Origin of the sequence: Bordetella ansorpii (genome assembly GCF_900078705.1) — a bacterium.
Taxonomy (GTDB): domain Bacteria; phylum Pseudomonadota; class Gammaproteobacteria; order Burkholderiales; family Burkholderiaceae_B; genus Bordetella; species Bordetella ansorpii_A.
The window spans coordinates 685,790-701,017 of sequence record NZ_FKIF01000010.1; the positions used below are offsets into that span (position 1 = coordinate 685,790).

General features: G+C 65.8%; 16 protein-coding genes. 9 read left to right on the forward strand and 7 right to left on the reverse strand.

Annotated features, from left to right (window positions below):
• Positions 1 to 11: 11 nt before the first annotated feature.
• On the reverse strand, positions 12 to 221 hold the full coding sequence (locus A6745_RS28905) for a hypothetical protein (protein WP_156513571.1): 210 nt from the start codon (positions 219 to 221) through the stop codon (positions 12 to 14).
• A 139-nt stretch (positions 222 to 360) separates the two neighbouring features.
• Positions 361 to 945 (reverse strand): RBBP9/YdeN family alpha/beta hydrolase, encoded by a 585-nt coding sequence (locus A6745_RS27355; RefSeq protein WP_066134918.1) that lies wholly within the window; start codon positions 943 to 945, stop codon positions 361 to 363.
• Between the two features lie 192 nt (positions 946 to 1,137).
• On the opposite strand from A6745_RS27355, the gene A6745_RS27360 reads away from it, so the two are divergent.
• Positions 1,138 to 2,277: a branched-chain amino acid ABC transporter substrate-binding protein gene (locus A6745_RS27360; RefSeq protein ID WP_066134675.1), complete on the forward strand. Its 1,140-nt coding sequence runs from the start codon at positions 1,138 to 1,140 to the stop codon at positions 2,275 to 2,277.
• A gap of 120 nt (positions 2,278 to 2,397) precedes the next feature.
• Here the strand turns inward: A6745_RS27360 and A6745_RS27365 are convergent, their stop codons facing one another.
• The 4 genes from A6745_RS27365 to ugpB form a co-directional block, all read right to left on the reverse strand.
• Positions 2,398 to 3,489 (reverse strand): sn-glycerol-3-phosphate import ATP-binding protein UgpC, encoded by a 1,092-nt coding sequence (locus A6745_RS27365; protein WP_066134678.1) that lies wholly within the window; start codon positions 3,487 to 3,489, stop codon positions 2,398 to 2,400.
• Positions 3,490 to 3,497: 8 nt separating this feature from the next.
• Complete coding sequence (ugpE, locus tag A6745_RS27370) at positions 3,498 to 4,349, reverse strand: sn-glycerol-3-phosphate ABC transporter permease UgpE (RefSeq protein WP_066134681.1); 852 nt, start codon at positions 4,347 to 4,349, stop codon at positions 3,498 to 3,500.
• Between the two features lie 34 nt (positions 4,350 to 4,383).
• Positions 4,384 to 5,265, reverse strand: a complete 882-nt coding sequence (gene ugpA / locus A6745_RS27375; RefSeq protein WP_066134684.1) for a sn-glycerol-3-phosphate ABC transporter permease UgpA — start codon at positions 5,263 to 5,265, stop codon at positions 4,384 to 4,386.
• 144 nt (positions 5,266 to 5,409) lie between these two features.
• Entirely contained in the window at positions 5,410 to 6,726 is a 1,317-nt protein-coding gene (gene ugpB / locus A6745_RS27380; protein WP_066134687.1) for a sn-glycerol-3-phosphate ABC transporter substrate-binding protein UgpB, read from the reverse strand.
• 198 nt (positions 6,727 to 6,924) lie between these two features.
• Here ugpB and proC point away from each other — a divergent pair, with 198 nt between their 5' ends.
• From proC to A6745_RS27420, 8 genes are all read left to right on the forward strand, one after another.
• Positions 6,925 to 7,758: a pyrroline-5-carboxylate reductase gene (gene proC, locus A6745_RS27385; protein ID WP_066134690.1), complete on the forward strand. Its 834-nt coding sequence runs from the start codon at positions 6,925 to 6,927 to the stop codon at positions 7,756 to 7,758.
• 29 nt (positions 7,759 to 7,787) lie between these two features.
• Complete coding sequence (locus A6745_RS27390) at positions 7,788 to 8,342, forward strand: VUT family protein (RefSeq protein ID WP_066134921.1); 555 nt, start codon at positions 7,788 to 7,790, stop codon at positions 8,340 to 8,342.
• A gap of 139 nt (positions 8,343 to 8,481) precedes the next feature.
• Positions 8,482 to 8,841 (forward strand): hypothetical protein, encoded by a 360-nt coding sequence (locus A6745_RS27395; RefSeq protein WP_066134693.1) that lies wholly within the window; start codon positions 8,482 to 8,484, stop codon positions 8,839 to 8,841.
• A gap of 229 nt (positions 8,842 to 9,070) precedes the next feature.
• A complete protein-coding gene (locus tag A6745_RS27400) occupies positions 9,071 to 10,186 on the forward strand; it encodes a branched-chain amino acid ABC transporter substrate-binding protein (protein ID WP_066134696.1) in 1,116 nt (371 codons plus the stop codon).
• Between the two features lie 288 nt (positions 10,187 to 10,474).
• Positions 10,475 to 11,401 carry a high-affinity branched-chain amino acid ABC transporter permease LivH gene (gene livH / locus A6745_RS27405; protein ID WP_066134699.1) on the forward strand — a complete coding sequence of 309 codons (927 nt, stop codon included), beginning with the start codon at positions 10,475 to 10,477 and terminating at the stop codon, positions 11,399 to 11,401.
• Entirely contained in the window at positions 11,401 to 12,657 is a 1,257-nt protein-coding gene (locus A6745_RS27410) for a high-affinity branched-chain amino acid ABC transporter permease LivM (protein WP_066134702.1), read from the forward strand. The genes livH and A6745_RS27410 overlap by 1 nt, the downstream gene beginning before the upstream one ends.
• On the forward strand, positions 12,654 to 13,421 hold the full coding sequence (livG, locus tag A6745_RS27415; RefSeq protein ID WP_066134706.1) for a high-affinity branched-chain amino acid ABC transporter ATP-binding protein LivG: 768 nt from the start codon (positions 12,654 to 12,656) through the stop codon (positions 13,419 to 13,421). The genes A6745_RS27410 and livG overlap by 4 nt, the downstream gene beginning before the upstream one ends.
• Positions 13,421 to 14,122, forward strand: a complete 702-nt coding sequence (locus tag A6745_RS27420) for an ABC transporter ATP-binding protein (RefSeq protein ID WP_066134922.1) — start codon at positions 13,421 to 13,423, stop codon at positions 14,120 to 14,122. The genes livG and A6745_RS27420 overlap by 1 nt, the downstream gene beginning before the upstream one ends.
• Positions 14,123 to 14,473: 351 nt before the next feature.
• On the opposite strand, the gene cuyB is transcribed toward A6745_RS27420, so the two are convergent.
• Positions 14,474 to 15,214, reverse strand: coding sequence for a cysteate racemase (cuyB, locus tag A6745_RS27425; RefSeq protein ID WP_066134709.1), 741 nt, complete (start codon positions 15,212 to 15,214; stop codon positions 14,474 to 14,476).
• Positions 15,215 to 15,228 lie beyond the last annotated feature (14 nt).

A 15,228-nucleotide genomic window follows, 5' to 3' on the forward strand; every position in this document is an offset into this window, starting at 1 on the left:
GAAGCGGGAAGCTAGATCATCACGGGTGCTTGATATGCCTGGTCGACAGTGTTGATGGGCAGCCGGAAACCATTACCAGCCGGCAAGAAGGGCATTTTAGGTGAATTATCGGGGTCGCCCCGTGTCGCTACGTTGCGGCGCATCAGGTGATTTGCTACTTGTTGTACCGGGAAGAACTGCATTTCCGGACATTCGTCAGCTTGAGGGGAAGAGAATTCCATGCACGGGCGCAATCGTGGCGAGATGTCGTCGCAATTGATTGCAAATTGGTCGTAATGCGCCTGATCTATTGGGGGCTCCCCTCCGATGGCCCGCTTGCGTCGGTAGGATTTTTTTACAAAATTTGCGGTGCGGACGGGATCAGCAAGGCACGGCCGGCACGCGCGGCAGAGGGGCGGCAATGCGCCAGCAGGCGCGGCGCCGCAAGGACGCCAGCAGTTTCAGCCCGGCTGGCCAGTCGTGCAGGCCGCTATCAGCGTTCAGATGTCCGCCGCCCGGCACGATTACCATTCGGCTGCCCCAATCCCGGGCAAATTCTTCGGCACGCTTTTGCTCGCAGTAGGGATCATCGTCACCCACCACCACCACGCTCTGAAAAGAAAGGGGTTGCCGCGGCACCGGCGCGAACGCCTTCAGGCAATCGGGGAGTTCCCCGCGTTCCACGTCGGCGGGCGCCACCAGCAGCGCGCCGGCGACACGCGCGTGCAGCGGGACCGGCAGGCTGGCCACGGCCAGGCAGCCCAGGCTGTGCGCGATCAGCAGGGCCGGACAGGTGGCCGCGTCGACGGCGGCGGCGACCGCGGCGTGCCATGTGGCGGGGTGCGGGTTGCTCCAGCTCTGCTGGCGGACCCGCACGGCATGGGGCAGGCTCTGCTCCCACAGCGATTGCCAATGCGCGGGACCGGAGTCTTTCCATCCGGGAACGATGATGGGTTGCAGTCTCATGCGGGGGATCATGCCGTCTGCCGCTAACAACGCAAAAGAATAAATGTTCCATTGCATATGCTGCGATGCATATAAGGCGCCGCAACGGGGCTGGCGGCCTTGGGTGTATGCTTGGCGCCGTGCCCGACCTGGCACGGGAGAAGGCCGCCGGCTACTCGCCGCGCGCCGATCACAGACCATAAGGAGGTTCGCATGAGCAAACAACAATCGATTTTCAAGCTGGCGCCCGCATGCGCTGCCCTGGCGCTGGCCGCCGCGGGCCTGTCGCTGTCGGCCGGCGCGCAGGCGCAGAACATCAAGATCGGCGTCGTGGGCCCGACCACCGGCGCGCTGACCCAGTATGGCGACATGGTGCGTGAAGGCGTGGACACCGCCATCGAGCGCGTCAACGCCCAGGGCGGCATCAACGGCAAGAAGCTGGAAGCCGTGCTGATCGATGACGGTTGCGAACCCAAGCAGGGCCCGGTGGCCGCCAACCGGGTGGTCAACGACAAGATCGGCTTCGTGGTCGGTCACGTGTGTTCGGGCGCGACGATCGCCGCCACCGATATCTACAACAACGAGGGCGTGGTCATGGTGACCCCCTCGGCCACGTCGCCCGCCGTCACCGACGGCAAGAAGTACGACTTCATCTTCCGCACGATCGGCCGCGACGACCAGCAAGGTCCGGCCGCCGCCAATTTCATCCTGCAGAAGATCAAGCCCGCCAAGGTCGCCGTGCTGCACGACAAGCAGTCGTACGGCCAGGGCATCGCCACCGCCGTGCGCGACACGCTGGCCAAGGGCGGCGTATCCGTCGCGGTGTTCGAGGGCATCAATGCCGGCGACAGCGATTACTCGGCCGTCATCACCAAGCTGAAGTCGGCGGGCGTCGATTTCGTCTATTACGGCGGCTATCACCCCGAAATGGGCCTGCTGCTGCGCCAGGCGTCGGAGCAGGGCCTGAAGGCCAAGTTCATGGGTCCGGAGGGCGTGGGCAACCCCGACATCAACGCCATCGCCGGCCCCGCCGTCGAAGGCATGCTGGTGACGCTGCCGGCCGATTTCACGCAGAACGCGGCCAACGCCGACATCGTCAAGGCGTTCAAGGACAAGAAGCGCAACCCCGGCGGCGCGTTCCAGCTGACGGCCTACTCGGCCACCCAGGTCATCGCCGACGCGATCAAGGGCTCGGGCAGCACGGATCCCACCAAGGTGGCCGATTACTTGCACAAGAACAGCTTCGACACGCCCATCGGCAAGGTCTCCTGGAACAAGCAAGGCGACCTGAACAACTTCGAATTCGAGGTGTTCACCTGGCACAAGGACGGCAGCAAGTCGGCCTACAAGTAAGCCGCCTGGATACCGCCCCGGTACGGGGTGGTCCAGCGCCGCTTCGATTCCAGGACGGGCTCTCGGGCCCGTCTTTGCATGGGTGGCCGCGTTTGCGCGCACCGGCCTCCAGGTACGGGCTCAGAGTCCCTCGACGCGGCGGCCGCGTTCTCCCGATTCGAACCAGTGCAGCGGATGGCGGCCGTCCGAGCCGATCTGCACGCGTTCGCCGAGCCGGGCGGGCGAATCGTGCAATTGGCGCGTCGTGCAGCGCACCACCATCATGGTCGAGCCACAGCGGCAGTGCACCAGTTGCTCTGACCCCAGTGTCTCGATCATCTCGACCACCGCTTCGATGCCCTGCGTGTTCAGCAGCATGTGTTCCGGACGCATGCCCATGGTGACGCGGCGGCCGCGCACGGCCTGCGGGACTTCCAGCGGCGAGATGTCCAGCGGCGCGCCGTCGGCGGACTGCACGGTGCCGTCGCCGGCCACCTGCACGGCCAGCAGGTTCATCGGCGGGGAACCGATGAAGCTGGCCACGAAGGTGGAGGCCGGCTTTTCGAACACCTCCATGGGCGTGCCGATCTGTTCGGGGACGCCCTGGTTCATGACCACCATGCGGTGGGCCAGCGTCATGGCTTCGACCTGGTCGTGGGTGACGTACAGGCTGGTGGTGCCCAGGCGGCGATGCAGCTTCAGGATCTCCAGGCGCATCGCCACGCGCAGCTTGGCGTCCAGGTTGGACAGGGGTTCGTCGAACAGGAAGACCTTGGGTTCGCGCACGATGGCGCGGCCCATGGCCACGCGCTGGCGCTGGCCGCCCGACAACTGGCGAGGGCGGCGGTCCAGCAGTTTGCCCAGTTCCAGGATCTGCGCGGCCGCCTCGACGCGCTTGCGGATGTCCTCGCGAGAGAACTTGCGCAGTTTCAGGCCGTAGGCCATGTTGTCGTACACGCTCATGTGCGGGTACAGCGCGTAGTTCTGGAACACCATGGCGATGTCGCGTTCGGCGGGCTCCAGGTCGTTGACGACGTTGCCGTCGATGCGGATGTGGCCGTCGGTGACGGTCTCCAGGCCGGCGACCATGCGCATCAGCGTGGACTTGCCGCAGCCCGAGGGGCCGACGATGACGATGAATTCGCCATCGGCGATCTCCATGTCGATGCCGTGGATCACCGGTACGTTGCCGGTGTAGGTCTTCTTGACGCGTTCGAAGCTGAGAGTAGCCATGTATTAACTCATTTCTCTGTGTCGACGAGGCCCTTGACGAACCACTTCTGCATGAGGACCACCACCAGCGCCGGCGGCAGCATCGCCAGGATCGCGGTGGCCATCGTGATGTTCCATTCGGTGACGCTGTCGCCGCCGCTGATCATGCGCTTGATGCCGATCACCACGGGGTACATGTCTTCCTGCGTAGTCACCAGCAGCGGCCAGAGGTACTGATTCCAGCCATAGATGAACTGGATGACGAACAGCGCCGCGATGGTGGTGCGCGACAGCGGCAGCAGCACGTCCATGAAGAAACGCAGCGGTCCGGCGCCGTCGATGCGCGCCGCCTCGATCAGCTCGTCGGGCACCGTCAGGAAGAACTGGCGGAACAGGAACGTGGCGGTCGCCGAGGCGATCAGCGGCAGCGTCAGGCCCGCGTAGCTGTTGAGCAGGCCAAGGTCGGCCACGACCTTGTACGTGGGCGCGATGCGCACCTCGACCGGCAGCATCAGCGTGACGAAGATCATCCAGAAGAAGAACATGCGGCCGGGGAAGCGGAAGTACACCACCGCGAAGGCCGACAGCAGCGAGATGGCGATCTTGCCGATCGCGATGGCCAGCGCCATGATCAGGCTGACCGTCATCATGCGGCCCACCGGCACGCCGGCCGACCCGCCGCCCGAGCCGGCGAACAGCGCGCGCATGTAGTTGTCGACCAGATGCGGGCCGGGGAGCAGCGACATGGGCGCCGAAGCGACTTCCTGGGCGGTCTGGGTGGACGCCACGAAGGTGACGTAGATGGGAAAGGCGACCAGCGCGATCCCGCAAAGCAGGATCAGGTGCGCCAGTGCGTCGAGCCAGGGACGGCGTTCTACCATGGTTGGAGCGGCCTAGGGGCGTGAATGTGGGGAATCAGTACTGGACCTTGCGGTCGATGTAGCGGAACTGCACCACCGTCAGGACGATGACGATGCCCATCAGCACCACGGACTGCGCGGCGGACGAACCCAGGTCCAGCCCGCGGAAGCCGTCGCTGTACACCTTGTAGACCAGGATGGACGTGGACGTGCCCGGGCCGCCCTGGGTGGTGGTGTCGATGACGGCGAAGGTGTCGAAGAAGGCGTAGATCACGTTCACCACCAGCAGGAAGAAGGTGGTGGGCGACAGCAGCGGGAAGACGATGGTCCAGAAGCGGCGCGACGGCGAGGCGCCGTCGATGGCGGCGGCTTCGATCAGCGAGCGCGGGATGGATTGCAGGCCCGCCAGGAAGAACAGGAAGTTGTACGAGATCTGCTTCCACACGGCGGCGATCAGCACCAGGATGAGGGCCTGGTCGCCGTCCAGGCGCGGGTTCCAGGGCACGCCCATGCCTTGCAGCGCCACGGCCAGGATGCCGACCGACGGCGAGAACAGGAACAGCCACAGCACGCCCACCACCGCCGGCGCCACGGCGTAGGGCCAGATCAGCAGTGTCTTGTACAGGCCCGCGCCGCGCACCACGCGATCGGCCATCACCGCCAGCAGCAGCGCCAGCGCCAGGCCCACGAAGGCCACCAGCACCGAGAACACGGACGTGACGCGGAACGAATCGATATAGGTGTCTTGCGCGAACAGGGCAGTGAAGTTGTCCAGTCCGACGAATTCCGAGGACAGGCCGAAGGCGTCTTCCAGCCGCATCGACTGCCACATGGCCTGGCCGGCCGGCAGGAAGAAGAAGACGGCCGTGATGACCAACTGCGGCGCCAGCAGCAGATAGGGCAGGAACTTGTGGCCGAAGACGACGCGTTTTTCCATGGAGGGCCTATGGGTATGCCAAAAACGAGCGAGGCGACGGTTCATGCGAACCGCCGCCATCGGAATTAACGGCCGCGGCCAGCGCGGCTTGAATCGTACCGCGGCGCGCCGGGCCCGCCGAGCGGGCCGGCGCGCCGCGCGGCATCAGTTGCCGACGCTCTTCTGGAATTTCTCGAGCAGTTCGTCGCCGCGCTTGGTGATGTTGGCCAGGCCTTCCTTGGCCGTCACCTTGCCCGACACGATGCGTTCGATCTCGGCATCCTCGATCTCGCGGATCTGCGGCAAGTAGCCCAGGCGCACCCCGCGCGACTGCGCGGTGGTCTCGACGTTGAGCTGCTTGACGCCCACGTCGGTGCCCGGGTTCTTGCCGTAGAAGCCTTCCTTCAGGGTGCGCTCGTAGGCGGCCTTGGTGACGGGCACGTAGCCGGTCTGCTGGTGCCAGCGGGCGGCGATCTCGGGGCTGGCCAGGAACTTGAAGAACTTGGTCACGCCCTTGTAGACCTCGGGCTTCTTGTTGGCGAACACCCACAGCGATGCGCCGCCGATGATGGTGTTCTGCGGCGCGCCCTTGACATCGCCGTAGTAGGGCAGGGTGGAGGTGCCGAACTCGAACTTGGCGTTCTTGGCGATGTTGGCGCGCAGGCCGCTGGAGCCGGTGATCATGGCGCACTTGCCGCTGATGAACAGCGAGTTGGGCTCGTCGCCGCGGCCGCCGTACTGGAAGATGCCTTCCTTGCCCATCTTGGCCAGGTTTTCCATGTGGCGCACGTGCAGGTCGGTGTTGATCGCCAGGCGCGCGTCCAGGCCGCCGAAGCCGTTGTCCTTGGTGGCGTAGGGCACGTTGTGCCAGGCCGAGAACGTCTCGAGTTGCGTCCAGGACGGCCACGAAGTGGTGTAGCCGCACTCCTGGCCGGCGGCCTTGAGCTTCTGGCCGGCGGCGGCCAGCTCTTCCCAGGTCTTGGGCGGCTTGTCGGCGTCCAGGCCGGCCTTCTTGAAGGCGTCCTTGTTGTAGTAGAAGACCACGGTCGAGCTGTTGAAGGGCATCGACACCAGCTTGCCGTCCGGCGACGAGTAGTAGCCGGCCACGGCGCCGATGAAGGCCTTGGGATCGATCGGATCGCCGGCTTCCTCGGACATCTGCTGCACCGGCTTGATGGCGCCCTTGGCGTACATCATGGTGGCGGTGCCGACCTCGAACACCTGCAGGATGTCGGGGGCGTTGCCGGCGCGGAACGCGGCGATGCCGGCGTTCATCGACTCGCCGTAGTTGCCTTTGTAGACCGCCTTGACCTGGTACTCGGTGTTGTTCTTGTTGAATTCGTCCACCAGGGCATTGACGCGGTCGCCCAGGGCGCCTTCCATGGAATGCCAGAACTGGATTTCGGTGGCGGCGTGGGCCGGGATGGCGGCCAGCGCGGACAAGACCGCGGCGGCTGCCAGCGCCATACGAGGGGTGCGCATGAGAGAGTTCCTCCGTTCGTGTGCTGCCGCATCGGTCGATGCGAAGCGCAACACCTTATGAATTGTTTGTGTCAACCGCGTGACTTTCACATCGCGAGACTGGCATGTCAATTGGACAGGATGTTGCAGCACGTTGCCCGTCCCTGGAAAAGCCGACGAAGAGGGGCGGGAAGAGGGGCGGGTTTACAATCCTGCCCCATGGACAAATCCCTTTCTATCGCCTTCATCGGCGGCGGCAACATGGCCGCCGCGCTGGCCTCGGGCCTGGCCGATCGTGCCTGCCCGGCGGGCAACCTGCACGTCGTGGACATCAATGCATCCGGGCATGACGCCTGGCGCGCGCGCGGCGCCACCGTGGCGGCCGCGCCCGACGACACGCTGGCCCGCTGCAAGGTCTGGATCTACGCGGTCAAGCCGCAGAACATGCGGCAGGCGGTGGCCGACACGCGCCCATGGCTGAACGGCGAGACGCTGGTGATCAGCGTGGCGGCCGGCCTGCGCGCCGACACGCTGGCCGGCTGGCTGGGCGAGCCGGGCCAGCCCTGGCAGCGCCTGGTGCGCTGCATGCCCAACACGCCGGCGCTGGTCGGCGCGGGCATCACCGGCCTGGCCGCGCTGCCGGGCGCCAGCCAGGCCGACCGCGACCTCGCCGCGGCGCTGTTGCAATCGGTGGGCGAGGTGGTCTGGGTCGATGACGATGCCGGACTGGACGCCGTGACCGCCTTGTCGGGCAGCGGCCCGGCCTACGTTTTCCTGTTCCTGGAAGCCCTGATGGCGGGCGGCCGCGCCGTCGGCCTGACCGAGGAACAGTCGCGCCAGCTGGCGCTGGCCACCTTCTCGGGCGCCACCAGGCTGGCCGCCCAGTCCGACGAACCGCCTTCGGTGCTGCGCGAGCGCGTCACCTCCAAGGGCGGAACCACCGCCGCCGCGCTGGGCGAGTTCGAGCAGGGCGGTTTCGCGCCGCTGGTCGAGCGCGCCATGCAGGCCGCCGCGCGCCGGTCGCGCGAGCTGGCCGCGGAGTTCGGCAAGTGAACCGCACGAATCCCCGCCGCTACGCGCCGATGTCGGCGGGACAGTTCGCCCTGGCGGTGCTGGCCATGGGCGTGGTGGTGGTGGGGTCGAACATCCTGGTGCAGGTGCCGCTGAACGACTGGCTGACCTGGGGCGGGCTGTCGTATCCGGTGGCCTTCCTGGTCACCGACCTGCTGAACCGCCGCTTCGGCCCGCGGGCCGCGCGGCGCGTGGCGTGGTGCGGTTTCGCGCTGGCGCTGGCCGTGTCGATGTGGGTGGCCTCGCCGCGCATCGCGCTGGCCTCGGGGCTGGCGTACCTGTGCGCCCAACTGATCGACATCAAGGTGTTCGACCGCCTGCGCGACCAACGCTGGTGGCGCGCGCCGTTGCTGGCGGGCACGGCCGGCGCCGTGTTCGATACGGCCGTGTTCTTCAGCGTGGCCTTCGCCGGCTCCGGCCTGCCGTGGCTGACCTGGCTGCTGGGCGATCTGGCCATCAAGCTGGCCGTCAATCTGGCGATGCTGGCGCCGTTCCGGGCATTGATGTGGAATCTGGCACGGCCTGTAGAGGCACGGCCTGTAGAGGCACGGCCTGTAGAGAGATAAGGCCGTCAAAGTCGCAAGTGTGTGGAGTACACCGCGTAATCCCGGGAATCATGCTCTTCAACCCAGGCGGGTTGTCGATAACTGCACCACATGCAGGAATGATCCAGTCGCTTCGGGACATGGTGCCCGGCAGTGGCCGATGGAATACACATTCACGCTCAAGTATCAGTTATCGGAGCGGGATTCCGATCACAATGACCTTGTCGAACGGCTGGGTGCCATGGGATGTGACGATGCAGTGGGCGTTACGCGGCAGAACATGCGCAAGTTGATGATCAATCACGCAACGAGTTTCCCGACGCCAGTTCATGAAGGCAGTGCGTCAGTATGGCATTTGGCCGAGGTCATCACCTGGCTGCAGACCCGAGGAAAGTACGAAACCGACGCCTTATTACTTGAAGTTGCGCTGACCACAATGCAGGTCAACGCCGTCAAGGAAATCCGGATTCGGCCGCTGAAAGATAGGGTCCGCAAAGCGCTGCAAACGATTTTGGCCTGATTGAAGTCAAAACAGGCCGCTCTCGGGCCATTCATGCCTGTCCCCGTTTGTTCATCCCGATGAAATATTGGGGATTCCACGCAGTGACACGCACTGGGGCAGCGAACAGAATACCGGCCACGTTACCGCTATACAAAATAAGCGGGAAATGCCGTATCCCGGAGCCAGAAAATCCTTCCGTTCCGGATCGGGCAGAGCCGTCCAACCCCTCCCTGCTGGAGAAGTCTGCATGAAAATCGCGCAACGCTTTACCCCCCTTGCCGTTGCACTGGGCGCCCTGATGCTCGCCGGAAGCGTCCACGCCGCCGACACCATCAAGATCGGCATTCCGCAACCCATGACCGGCCCGAACACCCAGTATGGCGATCAGATCCAGGCCGGCGCGCTGACCGCGATCGAGACCATCAACGCCAAGGGCGGCGTCAAGGGCAAGCAGCTCGAACCCATCCTGATCGACGACGGCTGCGAACCGAAGCAGGCCGTGCCGGCCGCCAACCGCGTGGTCAACTCCGGCGCCAAGTTCGCCGTGGCGCACGCGTGCTCGGGCGTCACCGTGCCCGCCGTCAACGTGTACGAGCAGGAAGGCATCGTCGCCATCACCCCGGGCGCGACCTCGCCGCTGGTCACCGACACGACCAAGCCGCACTTCTTCTTCCGCACCATCGGCCGCGACGACCAGCAAGGCCCGTTCGCCGCCAACTACATCGCCAAGACCATCAAGCCCAAGAAGGTCGCCGTGCTGCACGACAAGCAGACCTACGGTTCGGGCGTGGCCACCCAGGTGAAGAACACGCTGGAGAAAGACAAGGTCAACATCGCGGTCTTCGAAGGCATCAACGTCGGCGACAGCGACTACTCGGCCGTCATCACCAAGCTGAAGTCGGCGGGCGTCGATTTCGTCTATTTCGGCGGCTACCACCCCGAACTGGGCCTGCTGCTGCGCCAATCGCGCGAGCAGGGCCTGAACGTGCAGTTCATGGGTCCGGAAGGCACCGCCAACCAGGATCTGGTGGCCATCGCCGGTCCGGCCATCGACGGCCTGCTGGTCACGCTGCCGGCGGACTTCACCAAGCTGCCGGGCAACGAAAGCGTGGTCAAGGCCTTCGAAGCCAAGAAGCGCAACCCCGATGGCGCTTTCCAGATGCCCGCCTACGCGGCCGTGCAACTGATCGCCGACGGCATCAACGCCGTAGGCGAGGATCCCGCCAAGGTGGCCGACTACCTGCACAAGAACACCTTCAATACGGCCATCGGCAAGGTCGAGTACGACGCCAAGGGCGACCTGAAGGATTTCGAATTCGCCGTCTACAAGTGGGACAAGGCCGGCAAGAAGACCCAGCTGTAAAGCGTTCGCTGTACTATGCGTCGTTTTTCTGCGCAGGCCCCGGGCCATCCGCCTGGGGTTTGATGTAGTCGAGGTCATCCGGCTCCGGGTCGCACTACCGGGGCCGGAACCATTTTTTGCCGCCGGGCCGCCCCAAGGTGAAAGCCGCCCCCTCCCGGGGGCGCAAGCCAAGGATGCGGCGTGGCGGCAACGATTTGCCACCGCGCCGCACCCAGGCATAAATGGCCCTTGTGCGGGGCCATCGCGCCACAAAGGGCAGCGTGGCGGCATCTGGAGCCATTCCTCCCCATGTCAGATCTGATCCCACAACTTACCCAGCAGTTCTTCAACGGACTGTCCCTGGGTGCGATCTACGCGCTGATCGCCATCGGCTACACAATGGTCTACGGCATCATCGGTATGATCAATTTCGCGCACGGCGAGATCTATATGATCGGCGCCTACGTCGGCCTGGTCACCCTGACCGCCTTCGGCACCGACAGCGGCCTGCCGGTGTATTTCATCATCGCGGCCATGCTGCTGGTGGCCATGGTGGTCACGGGCGTGTATGGCTACAGCGTCGAGCGCGTGGCGTACCGCCCGGTGCGCGGCAGCCCCCGCCTGGTGGCGCTGATCTCCGCCATCGGCATGTCGATCTTCCTGCAGAACTGGATGGCCCTGGGCCAGGGCGCGCGCGACATGGCCGTGCCGGCGCTGCTGTCCGGCGGGGTGTCGATCCCGATGAGCGACGGCTTCGACGTGACGCTGCCGTACTCGCGCATCGTCATCATCGTGGTCACCGTGGTGCTGATGGTGGCGCTGACCATGTACATCAAGCATTCGCGCATGGGCCGCGCCTCGCGCGCCTGCTCGCAGGACATGCACATGGCGGGCCTCCTGGGCATCGACACCAACAAGGTCATTTCCTTCACCTTCATCCTGGGCGCCATGCTGGCGGCGGTGGGCGGCGTGCTGATCGCCGTCACCATCGGCAAGCTGAACCCGTTCATCGGCTTCATCGCCGGCATCAAGGCGTTCACCGCCGCGGTGCTGGGCGGTATCGGCAGCATTCCCGGCGCCATGCTGGGCGGCGTGCTGCTGGGCCTGGCCGAGACCTTTGCCGCGGCCTACATCTCGTCGCAGTACAAGGACATCGTGGCCTTCGGTCTGCTGGTGCTGATCCTGCTGTTCCGTCCGACGGGGCTGCTGGGCAAACCCGAAGTGGAGAAAGTCTGATGGCCGCTCAGGAAAGCGCTCTGAAAAACGCGACGATCGCGGCGGTGCTGACCGCCGTCATCGTCATGCCCGTGTTCGGCCTGCAACTGATTCGCCAGGGGGTGCGCACGACGATGGAGCCCCGTTGGGACCTGGTCGCCATCGCCTGCGGCGTGGTGTTCCTGTTCCAGTTGCTGCGTCCGTGGATATCCAGGCCCTTCAAGTCGCTGAAGTTCAACCTGCCCACGCTGCCGGCCACGCCCACCAAGGGCCACCGCTGGGTCGGCGTGCTGCTGATCGCCGCCGCCATCGCCTGGCCGTTCTTCGCCGGGCGCAGCTCGGTGGACATCGCCACGCTGGTGCTCATCTACGTGATGCTGGGCCTGGGCCTGAACATCGTGGTGGGCTTCGCGGGCCTGCTCGACCTGGGGTTCGTCGGCTTCTACGCCGTGGGCGCGTACACGTACGGCCTGCTGTACCACTGGGGCGGCTGGAGCTTCTGGGAAGCGCTGCCGTTCGCGGGCGCGATGGCCGCCTTGTTCGGCTTCATCCTGGGGTTCCCGGTACTGCGGCTGCGCGGCGACTACCTGGCCATCGTCACGCTGGGCTTCGGTGAGATCATCCGCCTGCTGCTCATCAACCTGAACACCCTGACGGGTGGTCCGGACGGCATTTCCGGCATTCCCAAGCCGTCGGTGCTGGGCATGGAAATGGCGCGCCGCTCCAGCGAAGAGGGCACGCGCACGTTCCACGAGATCATGGGCTGGAGCTTCCAGAACCAGCACATGGTGGTGTACCTGTACCTGATGGCGCTGTTGCTGGCACTGGTGACGCTGGCCGTTTCCACGCGGCTGATCCGCATGCCGGTCGGACGCGCCTGGGAGGCGCTGCGCGAGGACGAGATCGCCTGCCGCTCGCTGGGCCTGAATCCCACGCGCATCAAGCTGTCGGCGTTCACGCTGGGCGCGATGTTCGCGGGTTTCGGCGGCGCGTTCTTCGCGGCGCGCCAGGGCATGGTCAACCCCGAGTCCTTCACCTTCATCGAATCCGCGCTGATCCTGGCCATCGTGGTGCTGGGCGGCATGGGATCGCAGGTGGGCGTGATCCTGGCGGCCATCCTGCTGACGGTGCTGCCCGAGCTGGCGCGCGAGTTCGCCGAATACCGCATGCTGGTGTTCGGCCTGGTGATGGTGTTGATGATGATGTGGCGTCCGCAAGGCCTGTTGCCCATGAAGCGACCGCACGTGGAACTGGGCAGCACGGAGGCCGCTAAATGAGCGAAGCGCTGCTGAAAGTATCCGGCCTGACCATGCGCTTCGGCGGCCTCCTGGCCGTCGACAGCGTGGGCTTCGAGGTCCGACGCGACGAAGTGTTCGCCATCATCGGCCCCAACGGCGCGGGCAAGACCACGGTGTTCAACTGCGTGGGCGGTTTCTACAAGCCGACCGCGGGCGAGATCGTGATGGACGGCAAGTCCATCGCCGGCCAGCCCAGCCACAAGGTGGCCCGCCATGGCCTGGTGCGCACGTTCCAGAACGTGCGGCTGTTCAAGCAGCTGACCGTCCTGGAGAACCTGCTGGTGGCCCAGCACACCCAGGTCGAGGCGCGTCTGCTGCCCGGCCTGCTGAAGCTGAAGTCATACCGCCAGTCCGAGGAGGACGCCAAGGCGCGCGCCGCCCAATGGCTGGATTTCATGGGCCTGCGCCAGTACGCCAACCGCGAGGCGGGCAACCTGGCCTATGGCCACCAGCGCCGCCTGGAGATCGCGCGCTGCATGATCACCAAGCCGCGCCTGCTGATGCTGGACGAGCCGGCCGCCGGCCTGAACCCGCAGGAAAAGCGCGACCTGCAATCGCTGATCGACCAGTTGCGCCGCGAGTTCGGCGTGGCCGTGCTGCTGATCGAGCACGACATGAGCCTGATCATGGGCATTTCCGATCGTATCCTGGTGATGGAGCATGGCAAGCCCATCACGACCGGCACCCCCGAGCAGGTACGCAACGACGAGCGGGTCATCAAGGCGTACCTGGGGGAAGAATGATGCTGAAACTGGAGAACATCCATACCTACTACGGCGCCATCCAGGCGCTGAACGGCGTGTCCGTCGAGGTCAACCAGGGCGAGATCGTCACCCTGATCGGCGCCAACGGCGCCGGCAAGACCACGCTGCTGATGACGGTGTGCGGCAATCCCCGCGCCAAGGAAGGCCGCATCTCGTTCGAGGGCCGCGACATCACCCAGGCCGAGACGCACGAGATCATGCGCAGCGGCATCGCCATCTCGCCCGAGGGGCGCCGGGTCTTCAAGGACCTGACGGTGGCCGAGAACCTGATGATGGGCGGATTCTTCTCGAACCGCCAGGAGATCGAGTCGGGCATCGAGCACGTCTACACGCTGTTCCCGCGCCTGAAAGAGCGCGCGGCGCAGCGGGCGGGCACGATGTCGGGCGGCGAGCAGCAGATGCTGGCCATCGGCCGCGCGCTGATGAGCCGTCCGCGCCTGCTGCTGCTCGATGAGCCCACGCTGGGCCTGGCCCCGCTGATCATCGCGCAGATCTTCGACATCATCCGCACCATCCGCGACCAGGGCGTCACCGTGTTCCTGGTCGAGCAGAACGCCAACAAGGCGCTGCAGGTGGCGGATCGGGGCTATGTGCTGGAGAACGGCCGGGTCGTGCTGCAGGATACGGGCGCGAACCTGCTGGTCAATGCCGAGGTCCGCAAGGCATACCTGGGCGCCTGATCGCCCGGGCGCGGCCGCCGGGCCGCAAGGGAATCCGCTGAACGGGCCTGCAGGCGATCGAGCCTTCGGGGCCGTTCACCCGGATTCCCTTTTTTTTCAGGGCTTCGATATCGAGCGGGAACTGGGCATCACCATCATCAAGCGCAATCGCAGCTTCGAGGGCATCACGCCCGCAGGCGAGCCCGACGGCGTGCGTGCGGGTGCCGCTGGACTACAGCGACCAGGACAGCGGCACGCCGTCGTACACGTCGATTCCGGTGCGTATCCGGCAATCGGCGGCGTGAGGCGGGCTTGAGCCAGTCCTGCCAGGCAAGCCGCCACGACGGCAGGGGGGGGCGCCGCCGAGGCGCGTCAGGCGAGGGCGATGCCAGGGCGGCAATGTGCGATGGCCGCCAGCGCCAGCGCATCGATCGAATCCGACAGCGGGCCCAGGCCGGCGCGCAACGCATGCGGAATGGCCAGCGGCAATTCGGTGCACCCGAGCACCACGGCGTCGGCGCCACGGTCGCGCAGGAGGTTCACGCAACGCACCGCCGGTTCGATGGACGCTTCCATCTGGCCCGCCTTGACCGCGCGGATCGCGCCCATGCATTCCCGTTCGACTTCTTCGTCGGTCGGCACGATGCACTCGTAGCCGGCGGCTTCCAGGTGGCGCTGGTACAGGCCCAGCGCCAGCGTGGCGGTGGTGCCCATCAGGCCGATGCGGCCGCTGGGCACGCCCTGGCGCACCAGGTCGTCGATCACCGATTGCACGATGTGCAGCACGGGCACCGACGCGGCGGCGGCCAGTTCGTCGTACCAGAGGTGCGCCGTGTTGCACGGAATGGCGATGACCTGCGAGCCGGAGGCTTCCAGGAAGCGGATGCCGGCGAGCATGGCCGGCAGCGGGCTCGGGCCGCCCGCCATGTGGGCGGTGCTGCGGTCCGGGATGCGCGGGTCGTTGCGCAGGATGACGGGGATGTGGGCCTGGTCGTTGGGGGCGGGGGTCAGCGCCGCCACGCGCAGCGCGAACTGCGCGCCGGCCAGCGGGCCCATGCCGCCCAGGACGCCGAGATAGCCCTCGGCGGCGTTGTCGAAGATCGGTGCGTTCATAAGGGCGGTGATTT

Excerpts from the sequence above, each read along its gene's own strand:
- A6745_RS28905 (WP_156513571.1), bottom strand. The coding sequence starts at position 221 with ATGGAATTCTCTTCCCCTCAAGCTGACGAATGTCCGGAAATGCAGTTC.
- A6745_RS27355 (WP_066134918.1), bottom strand. The coding sequence starts at position 945 with ATGAGACTGCAACCCATCATCGTTCCCGGATGGAAAGACTCCGGTCCC.
- A6745_RS27360 (WP_066134675.1), top strand. The coding sequence starts at position 1,138 with ATGAGCAAACAACAATCGATTTTCAAGCTGGCGCCCGCATGCGCTGCC.
- A6745_RS27365 (WP_066134678.1), bottom strand. The coding sequence starts at position 3,489 with ATGGCTACTCTCAGCTTCGAACGCGTCAAGAAGACCTACACCGGCAAC.
- ugpE (WP_066134681.1), bottom strand. The coding sequence starts at position 4,349 with ATGGTAGAACGCCGTCCCTGGCTCGACGCACTGGCGCACCTGATCCTG.
- ugpA (WP_066134684.1), bottom strand. The coding sequence starts at position 5,265 with ATGGAAAAACGCGTCGTCTTCGGCCACAAGTTCCTGCCCTATCTGCTG.
- ugpB (WP_066134687.1), bottom strand. The coding sequence starts at position 6,726 with ATGCGCACCCCTCGTATGGCGCTGGCAGCCGCCGCGGTCTTGTCCGCG.
- proC (WP_066134690.1), top strand. The coding sequence starts at position 6,925 with ATGGACAAATCCCTTTCTATCGCCTTCATCGGCGGCGGCAACATGGCC.
- A6745_RS27390 (WP_066134921.1), top strand. The coding sequence starts at position 7,788 with ATGTCGGCGGGACAGTTCGCCCTGGCGGTGCTGGCCATGGGCGTGGTG.
- A6745_RS27395 (WP_066134693.1), top strand. The coding sequence starts at position 8,482 with ATGGAATACACATTCACGCTCAAGTATCAGTTATCGGAGCGGGATTCC.
- A6745_RS27400 (WP_066134696.1), top strand. The coding sequence starts at position 9,071 with ATGAAAATCGCGCAACGCTTTACCCCCCTTGCCGTTGCACTGGGCGCC.
- livH (WP_066134699.1), top strand. The coding sequence starts at position 10,475 with ATGTCAGATCTGATCCCACAACTTACCCAGCAGTTCTTCAACGGACTG.
- A6745_RS27410 (WP_066134702.1), top strand. The coding sequence starts at position 11,401 with ATGGCCGCTCAGGAAAGCGCTCTGAAAAACGCGACGATCGCGGCGGTG.
- livG (WP_066134706.1), top strand. The coding sequence starts at position 12,654 with ATGAGCGAAGCGCTGCTGAAAGTATCCGGCCTGACCATGCGCTTCGGC.
- A6745_RS27420 (WP_066134922.1), top strand. The coding sequence starts at position 13,421 with ATGCTGAAACTGGAGAACATCCATACCTACTACGGCGCCATCCAGGCG.
- cuyB (WP_066134709.1), bottom strand. The coding sequence starts at position 15,214 with ATGAACGCACCGATCTTCGACAACGCCGCCGAGGGCTATCTCGGCGTC.